Raw genomic sequence first — 15,525 nt, 5'->3', positions numbered from 1 at the left:
GTGCGCATGAGTCTGTCACTGCGCTTCGCCGCCGGATCGCACAAAGGCATGATCCGGGAGGGCAACGAGGACTCCGGTTACGCCGGTCCGCGCCTGCTCGCCATCGCCGACGGCATGGGCGGCCAGGCAGCCGGCGAGGTCGCCTCCTCCGAGGTCATCTCCACCCTGGTCACGCTCGACGACGACGTGCCCGGCTCCGACATCCTCACCTCCCTCGGCGCCGCCGTGCAGCGCGCCAACGACCAGCTGCGTGCCATGGTCGAGGAGGACCCCCAGCTCGAGGGCATGGGCACGACCCTCACCGCCCTGCTGTGGACCGGGCAACGGCTCGGCCTCGTGCACGTCGGCGACTCGCGGGCGTATCTGCTCCGTGACGGGGTGCTCACCCAGATCACCCAGGACCACACCTGGGTGCAGAGGCTCGTCGACGAGGGCCGGATCACCGAGGAAGAGGCCACCACCCACCCGCAGCGCTCCCTGCTGATGCGCGCCCTCGGCAGCGGCGACCATGTCGAACCCGACCTGTCCATTCGCGAGGTCCGGGCCGGCGACCGCTATCTGATCTGCTCCGACGGCCTGTCCGGCGTCGTCTCCCACCAGACGATGGAGGAGACCCTCGCCAGCTACCAGGGCCCGCAGGAGACCGTGCAGGAGCTGATCCAGCTCGCGCTGCGCGGCGGCGGCCCCGACAACATCACCGTCATCATCGCCGACGTCCTCGACCTGGACACCGGTGACACCCTCGCCACGCAGCTGTCGGACACCCCGGTCGTGGTCGGCGCCGTCGCCGAGAACCAGCACCACCTCCACGACAACGGGATCATGCAGACCCCGGCCGGCCGCGCCTCCCACCTCGGCCGTCAGGGCCACGGACAGGGCGGCGGCGAGTTCGGCCCGCCCGGCTCCGGCGACACCACCGGCTTCGTACCCACGGGCGGCTTCGGCGACTACACCGACGAGGACTTCGTCAAGCCGCGCAAGGGCCGCACGTGGCTGAAGGCCACGCTGTACAGCGTCCTCGCCCTCGCGGTCATCGGCGGCGGCCTGTACAGCGGGTACCGGTGGACGCAGACGCAGTACTACGTCGGCGCCAACGGCGAGCACGTCGCGCTGTACCGCGGCATCAGCCAGGACCTGGCCTGGGTGTCGCTGTCGAAGGTGGAGAAGGACCACCCCGAGATCGAACTCAAGTACCTGCCGCCCTACCAGCAGAAGCAGGTCAAGAACACGATCACCGCGGGTGGTCTGCAGCAGGCGCAGACCAAGATCGAGGCGCTGCTCGTGCAGGCCTCCGCCTGCAAGAAGCAGGCGGAGCGCACGGCCGCGGAGACCGAGAAGAACGCGAAGACGGGCCAGGGCGAGGCCGGAGGCGCCACGGGAACCACCCGTACCTCCCTCACGTCCAAGGCATCACCGACGCCGAACCCGTCGGCGTCGAAAACGTCCCCGACATCGCCCTCGAAGTCTCCGACCCCGTCCACGACCCCGAGCCCCGGCCCGAGCCTCTCCGAGGATGAGCAGAAGGTCGTCGATCAGTGCGGCAAGCAGTAGGCAAGCCGTGAGAGGCACCGTCACACGATGAGCAGTACTACGAATCCGACGCACCACACGTCCACGATCGGCGCGATCGGCGCCCCGAGCCGCCGCAACACCGAGCTGGCTCTGCTGATCTTCGCCGTGGTCATCCCGGTGTTCGCCTACGCCAACGTGGGCCTGGCCCTCAACGACCAGGTGCCCGCGGGCCTGCTGGGCTACGGCCTGGGCCTCGGCCTGCTGGCCGGCATCGCCCACCTCGTCGTACGGAAGTTCGCGCCGTACGCCGACCCGCTGCTGCTGCCGCTGGCCACTCTGCTCAACGGACTCGGCCTGGTCGCCATCTGGCGACTCGACCAGTCCAAGCTGCTCCAGGGCATCGGCGTGGCCGGCGGCAAGGCGACCAACCAGCTGATCTACACCGCGATGGGCATCGCGCTCTTCGTCGCCGTGCTGTTCTTCCTCAAGGACCACCGCACGCTGCAGCGCTACACATACATCTCCATGGCGGCCTCGCTGGTCCTGCTGCTGCTCCCGCTGGTCCCGGGCCTCGGCGCCAACGTCTACGGCGCCAAGATCTGGATCCAGGTCGGCAGCTTCACCATCCAGCCCGGCGAGTTCGCCAAGATCGTGCTGGCGGTCTTCTTCGCCGGCTACCTGATGGTGAAGCGCGACGCGCTGGCCCTCGCCAGCCGCCGCTTCATGGGCATGTACCTGCCGCGCGGCCGGGACCTCGGCCCGATCCTCGTCGTCTGGGCGATCTCGATCCTCATCCTGGTCTTCGAGACCGACCTCGGTACGTCGCTGCTGTTCTTCGGAATGTTCGTCATCATGCTGTACGTCGCCACCGAGCGGACCAGCTGGATCGTCTTCGGTCTGCTGATGTCCGCGGCCGGCGCCGTCGGCGTGGCGAGCTTCGAACCGCACATCCAGGTGCGTGTGCAGGCCTGGCTCGACCCGATGCACGAGTACGTGCTCAGCCGCACCCCCGGCGTCACCGGAGTCCACTCCGACCAGCTCCAGCAGGCCCTGTGGGCATTCGGCTCCGGCGGCACCCTCGGCACCGGCTGGGGCCAGGGCCACTCCGAGCTGATCCGGTTCGCCGCCAACTCCGACTTCATCCTCGCCACCTTCGGCGAGGAGCTGGGTCTGGCCGGCATCATGGCGATCCTGCTGATCTACGGCCTGATCGCAGAGCGCGGCGTGCGCACCGCCCTCGCCGCCCGCGACCCGTTCGGCAAACTGCTCGCCATCGGCCTGTCCGGCGCCTTCGCACTCCAGGTGTTCGTCGTCGCCGGCGGTGTGATGGGCCTCATCCCGCTGACCGGTATGACGATGCCGTTCCTCGCGTACGGCGGTTCCTCCGTGATCGCCAACTGGGCACTGATCGGCATCCTGATCCGCATCAGCGACACCGCCCGCCGCCCGGCGCCCACCCCCGCCGCCAACCCCGACGCCGAGATGACCCAGGTAGTGCGCCCGTGAACAAGCCTCTGCGCCGCATCGCGATCTTCTGCGGACTCCTCGTCCTCGCCCTGCTGATCCGCGACAACTGGCTCCAGTACGTCAAGTCCGACCAACTGCGCACCGACAAGGACAACCGCCGGGTCGCCATCGAGCGGTACGCGAACCCGCGGGGCGACATCGTCGTCGACGGCGACCCCATAACCGGATCCGTCATGTCCAAGAGCGGCGACTTCAAGTACAAGCGCACGTACAAGAACGGGCCCATGTGGGCCCCGGTCACCGGCTACTCCTCGCAGGCCTTCGACAGCTCCCAGCTGGAGAAGATCAACGACGGCATCCTCACCGGCAACGACGACCGGCTCTTCTTCCGCAACACCCTCGACATGATCACGGGCAAGAAGAAGCAGGGCGGCAACGTCGTCACCACGCTCAACGCGGCCGCACAGAAGGCGGCGTACAGCGGGCTCAAGAGCCGCGGCGGCAAGGGTGCCGTGGTCGCCCTCGAACCGTCCACGGGCAAGATCCTCGCGCTGGCCTCCTACCCGTCGTACGACCCCTCGTCCTTCGCGGGCAACTCCACCGACGTGGACTCCAAGAACTGGACCAAGCTCCAGAAGAAGAACAACCCGGCCGACCCGATGCTGAACCGGGCGCTGCGCGAGACCTACCCGCCGGGCTCCACCTTCAAGGTGGTCACGGCCGCGGCCGCGCTGGAGAACGGCAAGTACACCTCGGCCGACGAGTCGACCGAATCGCCGCTGCCGTGGACCATGCCGGGCACCCACACCCAGCTGAAGAACGAGGGGAACATCCCCTGCAAGAACGCGACCATGCGGGTCGCGCTCCAGTACTCCTGCAACACCGTCTTCGGCAAGATCGGCTCCGACCTCGGCAACGACAAGATGCTGGCCGAGGCGAAGAAGTTCGGATTCGGCTCCGAGCAGTTCACCCCGGTCCGTTCCAACGCCTCGGTGTTCTCCGACAACATGAACCAGTCGCAGACCGCACTGTCCTCCATCGGCCAGTACAACACCGCCGCCACCCCGCTACAGATGGCCATGGTCGCCTCGGCCGTCGCCAACGACGGCAAGCTGATGAAGCCGTACATGGTCGACCAGCTGCAGTCCTCCAACGTCGACCCGGTGGAGAAGACCGAGCCGAAGGAGCTGAGCCAGCCGCTGTCGCCGCAGAACGCGCAGATCCTGCAGCAGATGATGGAGACGGTCGTCCAGAAGGGCACCGGCACCAACGCGCAGATCGGCGGCGGTGTCACCGTCGGCGGCAAGACCGGTACCGCCCAGCACGGCGTGGCGAACAGCGAGAACCCGTACGCGTGGTTCATCTCCTACGCCAAGGTCGCCGACGGCAGCTCCCCGGTCGCCGTGGCCGTGGTGATCGAGGACGAGAGCGCCAACCGGGACGACATCTCCGGCGGCGGCCTGGCCGCGCCGATCGCGAAGAACGTCATGGAGGCGGTCATCGACTCCAAGAAGTGACCCTGCACACGTCCCCTTCACATCGGTGCACGTTGCGATACCGGTCCTGTATCGGGTTACGGGCTTGGCCAGGTCACACAGAACGAGCCGGGTACGGTAGGCCCGGACGGCAGCCTTCGGCCGCACACGGACGTGCGCGGCCGAGACCGACGGAGAGGGCTGGTAGGTAGCTATGGAAGAGCCGCGTCGCCTCGGCGGCCGGTACGAGCTGGGCCAGGTGCTCGGCCGTGGTGGCATGGCCGAGGTCTACCTCGCGCATGACACCCGGCTCGGCCGCACCGTGGCGGTGAAGACGCTGCGCGCGGACCTCGCGCGTGATCCGTCCTTCCAGGCCCGGTTCCGCCGGGAGGCCCAGTCGGCCGCCTCGCTCAACCATCCCGCGATCGTCGCGGTCTACGACACGGGCGAGGACTACATCGACGGGGTCTCCATCCCGTACATCGTGATGGAGTACGTGGACGGCTCCACGCTCCGTGAACTGCTCCACTCCGGCCGCAAGCTCCTGCCCGAGCGCGCGATGGAGATGACCATCGGCATCCTCCAGGGCCTGGAGTACGCCCACCGCAGCGGCATCGTCCACCGCGACATCAAGCCGGCCAACGTCATGCTGACCCGCAACGGCCAGGTCAAGGTGATGGACTTCGGCATCGCCCGCGCCATGGGCGACTCCGGCATGACCATGACCCAGACGGCGGCGGTCATCGGCACGGCGCAGTACCTCTCCCCGGAGCAGGCCAAGGGCGAGCAGGTGGACGCCCGCTCGGACCTCTACTCGACGGGCTGCCTCCTCTACGAGCTGCTGACCGTACGGCCCCCCTTCGTCGGCGACTCCCCCGTGGCCGTGGCCTACCAGCACGTCCGCGAGGAACCGCAGGCACCTTCGGTCTTCGACCCCGAGATCACCCCCGAGATGGACGCCATCGTCCTGAAGGCGCTGGTCAAGGACCCGAACTACCGCTACCAGTCGGCCGACGAGATGCGCGCCGACATCGAGGCCTGCCTCGACGGCCAGCCGGTCTCAGCGACAGCAGCCATGGGCACGGTGGGCTACGGCGGCTACCCCGACGACCAGCCGACGACGGCCCTGCGTCCGGACGCCGGCGCCACGAGCATGCTCCCGCCGATGAACCCGGACGACGGCGGCTACGGCTACGACGACCGCCCCGACCGGCGCCGCCAGCAGAAGAAGAACTCCACCTCCACGATCCTCCTCGTCGTCGCGGCCGTCCTGGTCCTGGTCGGCGCGATCCTGATCGGGAAGTGGGCGTTCAGCGGGAAGAACGCGGACGAAACCTTCAAGGCCCCGAACTTCGTCGGCAACAGCTACCCCACCGCCCAGAAAATGGCCGAGAACACGGACCTGAAGCTGGCGGCCCCCATCCGCAAGGAGTGCGACAGCCAGCCGAAGGGCAAGGTCTGTTCCCAGGACCCCGCGGCGGGCGCGGACGTGAAGAAGGGCGCCACGATCACCCTGACGGTGTCGACGGGCGCCCCCAAGGTCACCGTGCCGGACGTCCTTGGGATCCAGTACGACAAGGCCGAGGCCCGGCTGAAGGACAAGGGCTTCGTGGTCGAGCAGAAGACCGAGGTGTCCACTCAGACCCCGGGCGTCGTCACGGGCCAGGACCCCGAGGGCGGCGCGGAGAAGGAGAAGGGCTCCACGATCACCCTCACGGTCGCCAAGGCCGAGGAGAAGATCGCCATCCCGGACGTCACCGGCAAGTCCTGTGACGAGGCGAAAGCCGAGCTGCAGGCAAAGGGTCTGGTCCCGAGCTGCAACGACACGCCGACCAACGACCCCAACCAGGACGGCAAGGTCATCTCGACCAACCCGGTGGCGGGCACCCCGGTCGTCAAGAACACCAACGTGGCGATCAGCGTCGGCAAGGTGCAGGGCCAGCAGCAGACGCAGGTTCCGCAGGTCCAGAACCAGCGGCTCAAGGACGCCCGGAAGATGCTCGAGCAAGCGGGTCTCCAGGTCGCCGTCCAGGGCTCCCAGGACGACAACGCCCTCGTCGTCACCTCCAACCCGACCCCCGGCAGCACGGTCAACCAGGGCGACACGGTCACCCTGTTCACCGTGGACCAGGGCGGAAACGGCAACAACGGCGGAACGAACATCTTCGGCGGCACCAACGGCTGAGGCCAAGTTCCGTTGAAAGGCCCATGCAAAACGCTCGGCGGGGATTTCCCCGCCGAGCGTTTTGCATGGGCGACTGCCGAGTCTCACGATGCGCGCAGCGCGCAGAATGCCGCGCCGTGCCAGCACGACAGTTCCTCCATCGATCGTGTCTTCCTATCCGACAACTCGTTGATCGGATGGGGTGGGGTGTCGTAGCTCTGCCCTGGCCGTACGGCCGCGCCACAGACGGGAGGGCAGAACGTGATCAACGAATCGGCACTGCTGGAATCGAAGACCCTGCGCGACAGCGTCCTGGAACGCACGGACGTGCTCGACAGAGTCAAGGCACTGTCACTGCTGCCGGACGGGATGCATGTGACGACGGCGATGGTGGCGGCGTACTTCGGCGTCACCGTGGAAGTCATCCGGCAGCTCAGTAAGCGTCACCGCGACGAGCTGGAAACCAACGGCATGGCCGTCCTGCGGGGCGCTGACCTGCGAAAGTTCGAGAGTGACAACGTGTCACTCTCGCTGGGCAGTTATCCACAGGCCCGCCGGAGTCTCACCATCTACTCCCGGCGCGCCGTACTCACCATCGCCATGCTCCTCCGCGACAGCGAGGTCGCCCGTCAAGTACGCACGTACCTGCTCGACATGGAGTACCTGGTTCGTACACGGCCTGTGGATAACTCCATCCACGCAGACGGCGGTTCCCTCGACGACCGCATCGACCAACGCATCACCCACATCCTCGGCAAGACCGTCGTACCGATGTTCAACGCCCTCATCGAAACCTCGGGCGAACACCGCAAGGAGCTGATCGCCCTGCGGACGGGAGTCCAGCGCATCGAGCGGCGGCTCCATCAGCACCACGCACGGCTGCAGAGGCTGGAAGGGGTTCGAGACGACCGGCCCGCCGTCGGAGTCATGGCTGCCATGGACGCCATGAACGGCCGCACGTTCGAGCAGCACGTCGGCAAACTGCTGCGCCGCGACGGATGCACCAACGTCGTCGTACAGGGCGGGCACGGAGACCGGGGCGTCGACATCATCGGGCTCACGGCCGACGGGCGGCGCCTGGTCGTCCAGTGCAAGAGGTTCGCGCCCTACCTCAGCATCACCAGCCCCGACGTGCAGAAGTTCGTCGGTGCCGCCAAGGTCCTGTACAGCGCGGAAGCGGCGCTCTTCGTCGCCACCTGCCCCTTCACCCCTGAGGCCCTGCACATCGCCGTCGAGGCGGGGATCACCGTCGTACACCGTGGGGTGCTGGAGGAATGGAGTGCCGGGGAACCGTTGAGGGTTTTGGAATAACAACGGCGTGACAGGGAAAGGGCCCGAAGTCGCAAAGGATGGTTGCGGCTTCGGGCCCGGCTCATGAAGCGTGACAGCACGTCACGCTAACGCAGTTCCTTGGGCAACGTCCGCTTGCTGTCCACCTTCTCCACGCGGACCAGCTCGCCCCACACCACATACCGGTAGCGGGACGTGTACACCGGGGTGCACGTCGTCAGGGTGATGTAGTGGCCCGGCTTCTTCTTGCCGGACTCCTTGGGGACCGAGGAGAGGACCTTGACGTTGTACTTCGAGGTCTCCTGGAGGATCGAGTACACCTTGTAGACGTACCAGTCGTCCTTCGTCTCGAAGACGATCGGGTCGCCCTTCTCCAGCTTGTCGATGTTGTGGAACTTCGCACCGTGGCCGTCGCGGTGGGCGGCCAGGGCGAAGTTGCCGTCCTTGCCGGTCGTGGGGAGGGCCGCCTTGACCGGGTCCGTGTAGTAGCCGGCCACGCCGTCGTTCAGGACGTCCGTGTCCGTGCCCTTCTCGACCAGGACCTCGCCGTTCCTCATCGCCGGGACGTGCAGGAAACCGATGCCCTCCTTGGTGTCCAGCGCGCCGGGACCCGAGTCGGTGGCGTGGGCCCAGTGGTCGCGCACCTTGTCGGCCTGCCTGTCCGCCTTGCGGTCCGCTATGACGTTCGTCCACCACAGCGAGTAGACGACGAACAAGGCCAGCAACAGGCCCACGGTGATGAGGAGTTCACCGAAGACACTCACCGCCAGAGCTATCCGGCCGGGGCGCCGGCGGCGCGCGGCGGACGCCTCGTCGGACGCGTCCGTGTGCTCTTCGGTGTCGTCGGCGGTCGCTGCCACTTGTTCCCTCTGCCCCTACTCGATGAGCGCGTCCGGCTTGCCCTTGCTGCGCGGACGTTCCTCCACCATCTTGCCCCAGACGATCAGCCGGTACTTGCTGGTGAACTCCGGCGTACAGGTCGTGAGGGTGATGTACCGGCCCGGTTCGGTGAAACCGGACCCCGGGGGGATCGGGTTCAGCACACTCGTGTTCGACGGCGAGGTCACCGGCAGCGTCGAGGTCACCTGGTACACGAAGTACTTGTCCTGCGTCTCGACCACGACCGCGTCGCCGGGCTGAAGCCTGTTGATGTACCGGAACGGCTCACCGTGGGTGTTGCGGTGCGCCGCCAGCCCGAAGTTGCCGGTCTTCGCCCCCGGCATCGCCGTCTTCAGCGCGCCCTCGCCGTAGTGGCCGACCATGCCCTTGTCGAGCACCCGCTTGTTGCTGACGCCCTCCGCTATCGGCGCCAGCACGTCCAGCTTGGGGATGTGCAGGATCGCGAAGCCCTGCCCCGGCTCGAACACCCCGGGGGCCCGCTTGCCGCTCGCCCAGTCGTTCTGCAGCTGATGCGTCTCGTTGCCCGCCTGCGCGTGCGCACGGACGTTCGTCCACCACAGCTGGTACGTGACGAACAGCAGCATCAGCACGCCGGTGGTGATGAACACCTCGCCGATCGCCCGGCTCGCGACGACGCCCGCGCTCGGCTTGCGCAGCCGCGCCTGGCGCCGCGCCTCGACCCGGGAGAGCGGCCGCTGCGGCCCGGGATCCGGCGGACTCGCCGGCCCCCTGGTGCCGCCATGACGCCCGCCGCGCCGCTTGGCGGCCTTTCTACGGGCCGCACGGCCGCCCGATGTGATTCCGGTGCCGGAAGAGCCCGAGGGAGCCGCAGAGGCGCGTCTGGGTCCGTTCTCCGACCCCGGGAGCGAATCGGCGATCCGCAGCGCCATCGTTTCCTCGTCGGCCGCCGGCATCGGCGCCGTAAGAGCGTCGCCGGCGGCCGCATACGGCGCAGAGCCGTAGGACTCGTACGGGCTCTCCCCGTACAAGTCCTCGCGCTCGGGCCGCAGCGCGGTCACGCCGTGGCCCTGCCCACCACCGGGGCGAGCCCCACCGACCTCGCCACGGCACCCTGGTCGCCGCACTCCACCAGCCAGTTGGCCAGCATCCGGTGCCCGTGCTCGGTCAGCACCGACTCGGGGTGAAACTGCACGCCCTCGACCAGGAGTTCACGATGACGCAGGCCCATGATGATCCCGTCGTGCGTACGGGCCGTGACCTCCAGCTCCGCCGGCACGGTGGCCGGCTCGGCGGCGAGCGAGTGGTAGCGGGTGGCCGTGAAGGGGGACGGCAGGCCCGCGAAGACACCCTTGCCCCCGTGCTCCACCAGCGACGTCTTGCCGTGCAGCAGTTCGGGCGCCCGGTCCACCACACCGCCGTACGCCACCTGCATCGACTGCATGCCGAGACAGACACCGAAGACGGGCACACCGGTCGAGGCGCAGTGGCGGACCATGTCCACGCACACCCCCGCCTCCTCCGGCGTCCCCGGCCCTGGCGAGAGGAGCACACCGTCGAAGCCGTCCTGCGCGTGCGCCGTCGACACCTCGTCGTTGCGCAGCACCTCGCACTCGGCACCCAGCTGGTACAGGTACTGGACCAGGTTGAAGACGAAGCTGTCGTAGTTGTCGACGACGAGAATCCGCGCACTCACTGGTTGTCCACCGTCACATCGTTGAAGGGCAGCAGCGGCTCGGCCCAGGGGAAGACGTACTGGAAGAGGACATAGACCACGGCCAGGACCAGGAGAAACGAGACCAGCGCCTTCGCCCACGCGTTCCCCGGCAGATGCCGCCAGATCCAGCCGTACATGCCGTCCCTTCCGTTCCACCACGGCACCTGACTCACGCCGTACTGCACCAGACTAACGGCGCAGAGCCTCCGGTTCGCCTGACTCCACAGGCTGGGTGGAGTCCAGGTGCGCCCAGACGATCAGCCGATGACTGTGTCCCCATTCCGGATCGCATGTGGTCAGCGTCAGATACCGGCCCGTACGCGTGTACCCCGACTTACGTGGCACAGGGTCGATCACCTCAACGTCGGCCGGAACGGTTTTGTAAGGCCCTTTGTCGATCCGATACGTGAACCAGGTCGTCCCGTCCGTGAGCACCACCGCGTCGCCCGGCCGCAGCCGCGGGAAGTCCTTGAAGGGGTCGCCGTATGTGCGCCGGTGGCCGGCGACCGCGAAATTGCCCTCCTGGCCGAGCCGGGCCGTCCCGGCGTAGTGGGCCAGGCCCTTCTTCAGTACGTCCGTTCCGGTGCCCTGCAGCACCGGCTTGTTCCACGTGAAACCGAGCCGCGGGATGTACATGATCGCGAAGGGCCTGCCGTACCGGTACGCCGCCCGTTCCGCCGCGTCCACGGAGGCCCCGGTGCTCCCTGCCGAGGGCCGCACACTCCCCTTCGCCCACTGCTGGTGCAACTGATCGATCTGGTCGCTCATCACGCCGTCCGCCTGCACGCCGGTCCAGAACAGCACGTAGACGACGAAGAGCACGATGAGGGTGCCGACGGTGATGCACAGTTCGCTGACAGTCCTGACGATCACGCGCACCGGCGGCTCCTGACCGGACGGATCTACCCCACTGGCTTCGCGTAGTGCAGATCCACTGTGCCCGAGTAGCCCGGCAGAGTCACCGTCCCGTTCTCGGTGACTTTCCAGCCGAGCCCGTAGACGTTGACGTACACCATGTAGGTCTGGATCGCCTTGCTCGCGGCCAGCGCCTGCTGGAGCTTCCCGGGGTCCCCGACCGCGGTGATCTTGTACGGCGGTGAGTAGACGCGCCCCTGGAGGATCAGGGTGTTGCCGACGCAGCGCACGGCGCTGGTGGAGATCAGCCGCTGGTCCATGACCTTGATGCCCTTGGCCCCGCCCTGCCACAGGGCGTTGACCACGGCCTGCAGGTCCTGCTGGTGGATGACCAGGTAGTCGGGCTGCGGCTCGGGATAGCCGGGGAGCTTGGCGGTCGCGTTCGGCGGGGCGTCGTTGAGCGTGACGGTGATCGCCTCGCCCGTGAGCTTCTGGGTGCCCGTGCTCTGCTCCAGCCCCCTGAGCTTCTCGTCCTCCGCCTTGGTACTCCCGTCGTCGCCCTCCGCGAGCGACTCCACGTTGTCGCGCAGGGCCGCGTTGGACTCGTCCAGCTCCTTGTTCTTGCGGCTGCGCTCATGGATCAGGTCGGACAGCTTCAGCATCGAGGCGTCCGTGCGGATGTCGGTGCCCTTGGCCGTGTTGAAGCTGGTGAAGAAGATGAGCCCCGCCAGCGCGAAGACGACCACCGTGAGGATCCGCACCGGACGGAAGGGGAGCCCACGAGCAGGGCCGGAACCCGTTGATCCCGTCCCGGGGGAGTCGGCAGAATTGCTCAACGTACCCTTATCTCCTTCGGCGCCGCGGAAGCACTACGCTAACGGACGCCCGGGGGAGCACTCAGTGTCCCCTTGTACGCTGCCCCGGACCGACCCAGTTACCTGCGCGGCCACGCAGCGCATCGACAGGAGAGACCCTCGTGCCGAAGTCACGTATCCGCAAGAAGGCCGACTACACGCCGCCGCCCGCCAAGCAGGCGCAGGCCATCAAGCTCACGAACCGGGCCTGGGTCGCGCCCGTCATGCTGGCCATGTTCGTCATCGGCCTGGCTTGGATCGTCGTGTTCTATGTGACCGACGGCTCGCTGCCGATCGACAGCCTGAACAACTGGAACATCGTGGTGGGCTTCGGCTTCATCGCCGCCGGGTTCGGCGTCTCCACGCAGTGGAAGTAGCGCGGCCGGGGCAGCTCTGCCCAGGGCTGCTCCGCTGAGTTATCCACAGCCTCGGTTCGGTTTCCACATGCACCTGGGGAAAAGACTACGATCTGTGGATAACTCATCGGCCGTTGACGCCGGTGTGACTGCCCTACCGGCCCTCATACACGCGTTCGCCCCCTGCCCGACCTGCGGAAACACATCCGAGCGGCAGGGGGCACAGCTGTTCCCGCACAGCGTGCACAAGATCCGCCACACGCTGTGGACAACGGTTCGGTATCAGGTGAGCTGAGCTGTCCTGACCAGCGTCAGGACCACCACCACGACCAGGACGAGCGCACAGGTGCCGTACTGGATCAGCGCCCGCTTCTCCCGTGGGGCGTGGACCATGGCGTAGCCGGTGACGACACCGGCGACGAGGCCGCCGATGTGGGCCTGCCAGGCGATGCCCATTCCCGGGCTGAAGGTGATGATCAGGTTGACCACCAGCAGGGCGACGAGCGGGCGCATGTCGTAGTTGAGCCGGCGCATCAGGACGGCGGTCGCGCCGAACAGCCCGAAGATCGCTCCGGAGGCGCCCAGCGAGGGCTGGTTGGGCGCGGCGATCAGATAGCTGAGCGCGCTGCCGGCCAGGCCCGAGACGAAGTAGAGGGCGAGATAGCGGGCGCGGCCGAGCGCTGCTTCCAGGGGGCCGCCGATCCACCACAGGCTGAGCATGTTGAACAGGATGTGGGCGATGCCGCCGTGCAGGAACATCGCGGTCAGCATGCGGTAGTACTGGCCCTCGGCGATGCCCTGCACCCCGGTGAGGAGGGGGGTGTAGGCCTGACCGATCAGCTCGAAGCGGTTGGTGAAGCGGTCGCCCAGGGCCTGCTGCAGCAGGAACACGGCGAGGTTGATCCCGATGAGGATCTTGGTGACGAGCCGGGGGTCGGCCGTGAGTGTTCCGCCCGCCACCGTACGCGGCCGGGATGCGGCGGGTGTGTGTCCGGTGCCGGAGCCGCCGCGGACGCATTCGGGGCACTGGAAGCCGACCGAGGCGCTGACCATGCATTCGGGGCAGATGGGGCGCTCGCAGCGGGTGCAGCGCACGCCGGTCTCGCGGTCCGGGTGCCGGTAGCACGCGGGCAGGCTGCGGGCGTCCTGCGTGCTGCCTTCGGCCTGCTCCATGAGATCCCCTTGTTGGTTGTGGGTCCTTCCCCCGGCACCTACCCCGTCCCGTTCTTCCATACGGACGAGCGGGACGTTTGGTTCCCCGCGGTGTGCGGGGCGCGGCGGGCTCAGCGCTCGCGCCGCTCCACGACGACCGACGCGATGACCACGTCGTTGACCGGCCGGTTGTTCGGGAGGGTGGTCGGCACGGCGGCGATCGTGTCCACGACCTTCCGGCTGGCCGGGTCGGTGACCTCGCCGAAGATGGTGTGCTTGCGGTTGAGGTGCGGGGCGGGGCTGACCGTGATGAAGAACTGGGAGCCGTTGGTGCCCGGGCCGGCGTTGGCCATGGCGAGCAGATAGGGCCGGTCGAAGCGCAGGTCGGGGTGGAACTCGTCCCCGAACTCGTAGCCGGGGCCGCCGATGCCGTTGCCGAGCGGGTCGCCGCCCTGGATCATGAAGCCGCTGATGACCCGGTGGAAGATCGTGCCGTCGTAGAGCTTGTCCTGGCTCACCGTGCCGGTGCCCGGGTGCGTCCACTCACGCTCGCCCTGAGCGAGTTCGGCGAAGTTTCTGACCGTCTTGGGCGCGTGGTTCGGGAACAGCCGGACCTCGATGTCGCCGTGGTCGGTCTTCAGGGTGGCGTAGAGCTGCTCAGCCACGATCTGCCTTCCGTTGTCCTCTTGTAACCCCCAGATACTCGCACGGCGCGTGGCGGCGGGCGCCCGGCGGCCGCGACTTCCTGCGTGAAGGAAGCGCACGGCAGGGAGCGCATGGCGGCGATTCGTGGCAGTGTCGTCGACAAGCGCCTGTTGCACCCATATGCCCGTCCTCGCATGCCGCGTGGGCTGCCGGCGGGCATGATCCGTAAAAGTGTGGAAAGGCGAATTACCGTACGCCACCGAGGAGGAGGAAACCCGTGACCCGCATCGACAGCGTGCGCGCCGCGACCGGCTCGGCGAAGGACAGCGTGCTGCACGCCGCGGAAGTGGTGGCGCCCTATGCCGACACGGCCAAGGAGCGTGCCGCGTATTACGCGCAGGAGGCACGCGTACGGCTGGCGCCCGTTGTGTCGCAGGCCGCTGAACAGGCCCGTGTGCAGTACGACGCCCGGCTCGCCCCGCGTCTGGAGCAGGCCCGTGCGCATGTGCCGCCGAAGGTGGATCTGGCCGCGCAGGAGGCTGCCGTCCTGACCCGGAAGGCCGCCCGGCAGGCGGCCGAGTACTCCCGTCCGAAGATCGAGCATGCGGTGGCCGCGGCCGCTCCGGTGGCGGACGAGGCTGCCGCGCGGGGTGCGGCCGCGCTGGTTGCGCTGCGTGGTCAGGTCTCGGCGCAGGAGATCCAGAAGCTCGCCCACAGGAAGGAGCGGCGGTGCCGGGCCGGGCGTGCCATGAAGGTGCTGGCGCTGCTGGGCCTGGTGGCGGGCGGGGCGTTCTGTGCCTGGAAGTGGTGGGACAAGCAGGCCAATCCCGACTGGCTGGTGGAGCCGCCCGCCGCGACGGAGGTGCCGGAGTCGGGCCGGCTGAGTTCGGTGGACGGCAGTGGCACCTCGGGGCTTGACCCGGAGGTCCAGGCGAAGCAGGCCGAGGAGGAGGCCGCCGACCGCGACGAGAAGGAGTGAGTCGGCCGGTGCCGCCTGGTGCCGGCGGGCCGTGGGGCGGGCGATGTGCGGGTCGCCCGCCCTACCGTTCGTTTCGGCACGTCCTGCGCCAGGCCTTCAGCGGGCGTTGAAGTACTTCGCTTCGGGGTGGTGGATCACGATCGCGTCCGTGGACTGTTCGGGGTGGAGCTGGAACTCCTCGGAGAGGTGGACGCCGATGCG

15 protein-coding genes are annotated in these 15,525 nt (G+C 68.0%); 7 read left to right on the top strand and 8 right to left on the bottom strand.

Annotation, left to right across the window (positions count from 1 at the left end; all coding sequences use genetic code 11):
• Window positions 1-6: 6 nt before the first annotated feature.
• The 5 genes from ABZ471_RS04505 (at window position 7) to ABZ471_RS04485 (ending at window position 7,929) form a co-directional block, all read left to right on the top strand.
• Window positions 7-1,551 carry a Stp1/IreP family PP2C-type Ser/Thr phosphatase gene (locus ABZ471_RS04505; RefSeq protein WP_359062691.1) on the top strand — a complete coding sequence of 515 codons (1,545 nt, stop codon included), beginning with the start codon at window positions 7-9 and terminating at the stop codon, window positions 1,549-1,551.
• A gap of 27 nt (window positions 1,552-1,578) precedes the next feature.
• Window positions 1,579-3,018 (top strand): FtsW/RodA/SpoVE family cell cycle protein, encoded by a 1,440-nt coding sequence (locus ABZ471_RS04500; RefSeq protein ID WP_359062319.1) that lies wholly within the window; start codon window positions 1,579-1,581, stop codon window positions 3,016-3,018.
• Window positions 3,015-4,496 carry a penicillin-binding transpeptidase domain-containing protein gene (locus ABZ471_RS04495; protein WP_359062317.1) on the top strand — a complete coding sequence of 494 codons (1,482 nt, stop codon included), beginning with the start codon at window positions 3,015-3,017 and terminating at the stop codon, window positions 4,494-4,496. Before ABZ471_RS04500 ends, ABZ471_RS04495 begins: the two co-directional genes overlap by 4 nt.
• A gap of 172 nt (window positions 4,497-4,668) precedes the next feature.
• Window positions 4,669-6,639 carry a Stk1 family PASTA domain-containing Ser/Thr kinase gene (pknB, locus tag ABZ471_RS04490; protein ID WP_359062315.1) on the top strand — a complete coding sequence of 657 codons (1,971 nt, stop codon included), beginning with the start codon at window positions 4,669-4,671 and terminating at the stop codon, window positions 6,637-6,639.
• A gap of 240 nt (window positions 6,640-6,879) precedes the next feature.
• Complete coding sequence (locus tag ABZ471_RS04485; RefSeq protein WP_359062313.1) at window positions 6,880-7,929, top strand: restriction endonuclease; 1,050 nt, start codon at window positions 6,880-6,882, stop codon at window positions 7,927-7,929.
• 86 nt (window positions 7,930-8,015) lie between these two features.
• Here the strand turns inward: ABZ471_RS04485 and ABZ471_RS04480 are convergent, their stop codons facing one another.
• The 6 genes from ABZ471_RS04480 to ABZ471_RS04455 are packed head-to-tail and all read right to left on the bottom strand — an operon-like array spanning window position 8,016 to window position 12,174.
• Window positions 8,016-8,768, bottom strand: coding sequence for a class E sortase (locus ABZ471_RS04480; RefSeq protein ID WP_359062311.1), 753 nt, complete (start codon window positions 8,766-8,768; stop codon window positions 8,016-8,018).
• A gap of 15 nt (window positions 8,769-8,783) precedes the next feature.
• Window positions 8,784-9,827, bottom strand: coding sequence for a class E sortase (locus ABZ471_RS04475; protein WP_359062309.1), 1,044 nt, complete (start codon window positions 9,825-9,827; stop codon window positions 8,784-8,786).
• Window positions 9,824-10,462 carry an aminodeoxychorismate/anthranilate synthase component II gene (locus ABZ471_RS04470; RefSeq protein ID WP_359062307.1) on the bottom strand — a complete coding sequence of 213 codons (639 nt, stop codon included), beginning with the start codon at window positions 10,460-10,462 and terminating at the stop codon, window positions 9,824-9,826. The genes ABZ471_RS04475 and ABZ471_RS04470 overlap by 4 nt, the downstream gene beginning before the upstream one ends.
• The gene (locus tag ABZ471_RS04465) at window positions 10,459-10,656 is read right to left on the bottom strand and encodes a hypothetical protein (protein WP_359062305.1); all 198 of its coding nucleotides are present in this window, start codon (window positions 10,654-10,656) and stop codon (window positions 10,459-10,461) included. Before ABZ471_RS04465 ends, ABZ471_RS04470 begins: the two co-directional genes overlap by 4 nt.
• A 16-nt stretch (window positions 10,657-10,672) precedes the next feature.
• Window positions 10,673-11,362, bottom strand: a complete 690-nt coding sequence (locus ABZ471_RS04460) for a class E sortase (RefSeq protein ID WP_359062304.1) — start codon at window positions 11,360-11,362, stop codon at window positions 10,673-10,675.
• Between the two features lie 23 nt (window positions 11,363-11,385).
• Window positions 11,386-12,174, bottom strand: a complete 789-nt coding sequence (locus ABZ471_RS04455; RefSeq protein WP_359062302.1) for a DUF881 domain-containing protein — start codon at window positions 12,172-12,174, stop codon at window positions 11,386-11,388.
• Between the two features lie 140 nt (window positions 12,175-12,314).
• On the opposite strand from ABZ471_RS04455, the gene crgA reads away from it, so the two are divergent.
• Window positions 12,315-12,569 carry a cell division protein CrgA gene (crgA, locus tag ABZ471_RS04450; protein ID WP_359062300.1) on the top strand — a complete coding sequence of 85 codons (255 nt, stop codon included), beginning with the start codon at window positions 12,315-12,317 and terminating at the stop codon, window positions 12,567-12,569.
• A 261-nt stretch (window positions 12,570-12,830) separates the two neighbouring features.
• On the opposite strand, the gene ABZ471_RS04445 is transcribed toward crgA, so the two are convergent.
• Both ABZ471_RS04445 and ABZ471_RS04440 read right to left on the bottom strand, forming a co-directional pair.
• Window positions 12,831-13,721, bottom strand: coding sequence for a rhomboid family intramembrane serine protease (locus ABZ471_RS04445; protein ID WP_359062298.1), 891 nt, complete (start codon window positions 13,719-13,721; stop codon window positions 12,831-12,833).
• A gap of 110 nt (window positions 13,722-13,831) precedes the next feature.
• Complete coding sequence (locus tag ABZ471_RS04440; protein WP_359062296.1) at window positions 13,832-14,365, bottom strand: peptidylprolyl isomerase; 534 nt, start codon at window positions 14,363-14,365, stop codon at window positions 13,832-13,834.
• A gap of 257 nt (window positions 14,366-14,622) precedes the next feature.
• Between ABZ471_RS04440 and ABZ471_RS04435 the strand changes: the two genes are divergently transcribed.
• A complete protein-coding gene (locus ABZ471_RS04435; RefSeq protein ID WP_359062294.1) occupies window positions 14,623-15,324 on the top strand; it encodes a DUF5324 family protein in 702 nt (233 codons plus the stop codon).
• Window positions 15,325-15,525: the final 201 nt, after the last annotated feature.

Origin of the sequence: Streptomyces sp. NPDC005728 (assembly GCF_040630895.1) — a bacterium.
Lineage (GTDB): Bacteria > Actinomycetota > Actinomycetes > Streptomycetales > Streptomycetaceae > Streptomyces.
Note: the sequence above shows the minus strand (reverse complement) of the source record. Positions and strands in the feature narration are given on the sequence as shown.

Bases quoted from the DNA above. Each gene is read 5' to 3' on its own strand.
- ABZ471_RS04505 (WP_359062691.1), top strand. From the start codon at position 7: ATGAGTCTGTCACTGCGCTTCGCCGCCGGATCGCACAAAGGCATGATC.
- ABZ471_RS04500 (WP_359062319.1), top strand. From the start codon at position 1,579: ATGAGCAGTACTACGAATCCGACGCACCACACGTCCACGATCGGCGCG.
- pknB (WP_359062315.1), top strand. From the start codon at position 4,669: ATGGAAGAGCCGCGTCGCCTCGGCGGCCGGTACGAGCTGGGCCAGGTG.
- ABZ471_RS04445 (WP_359062298.1), bottom strand. From the start codon at position 13,721: ATGGAGCAGGCCGAAGGCAGCACGCAGGACGCCCGCAGCCTGCCCGCG.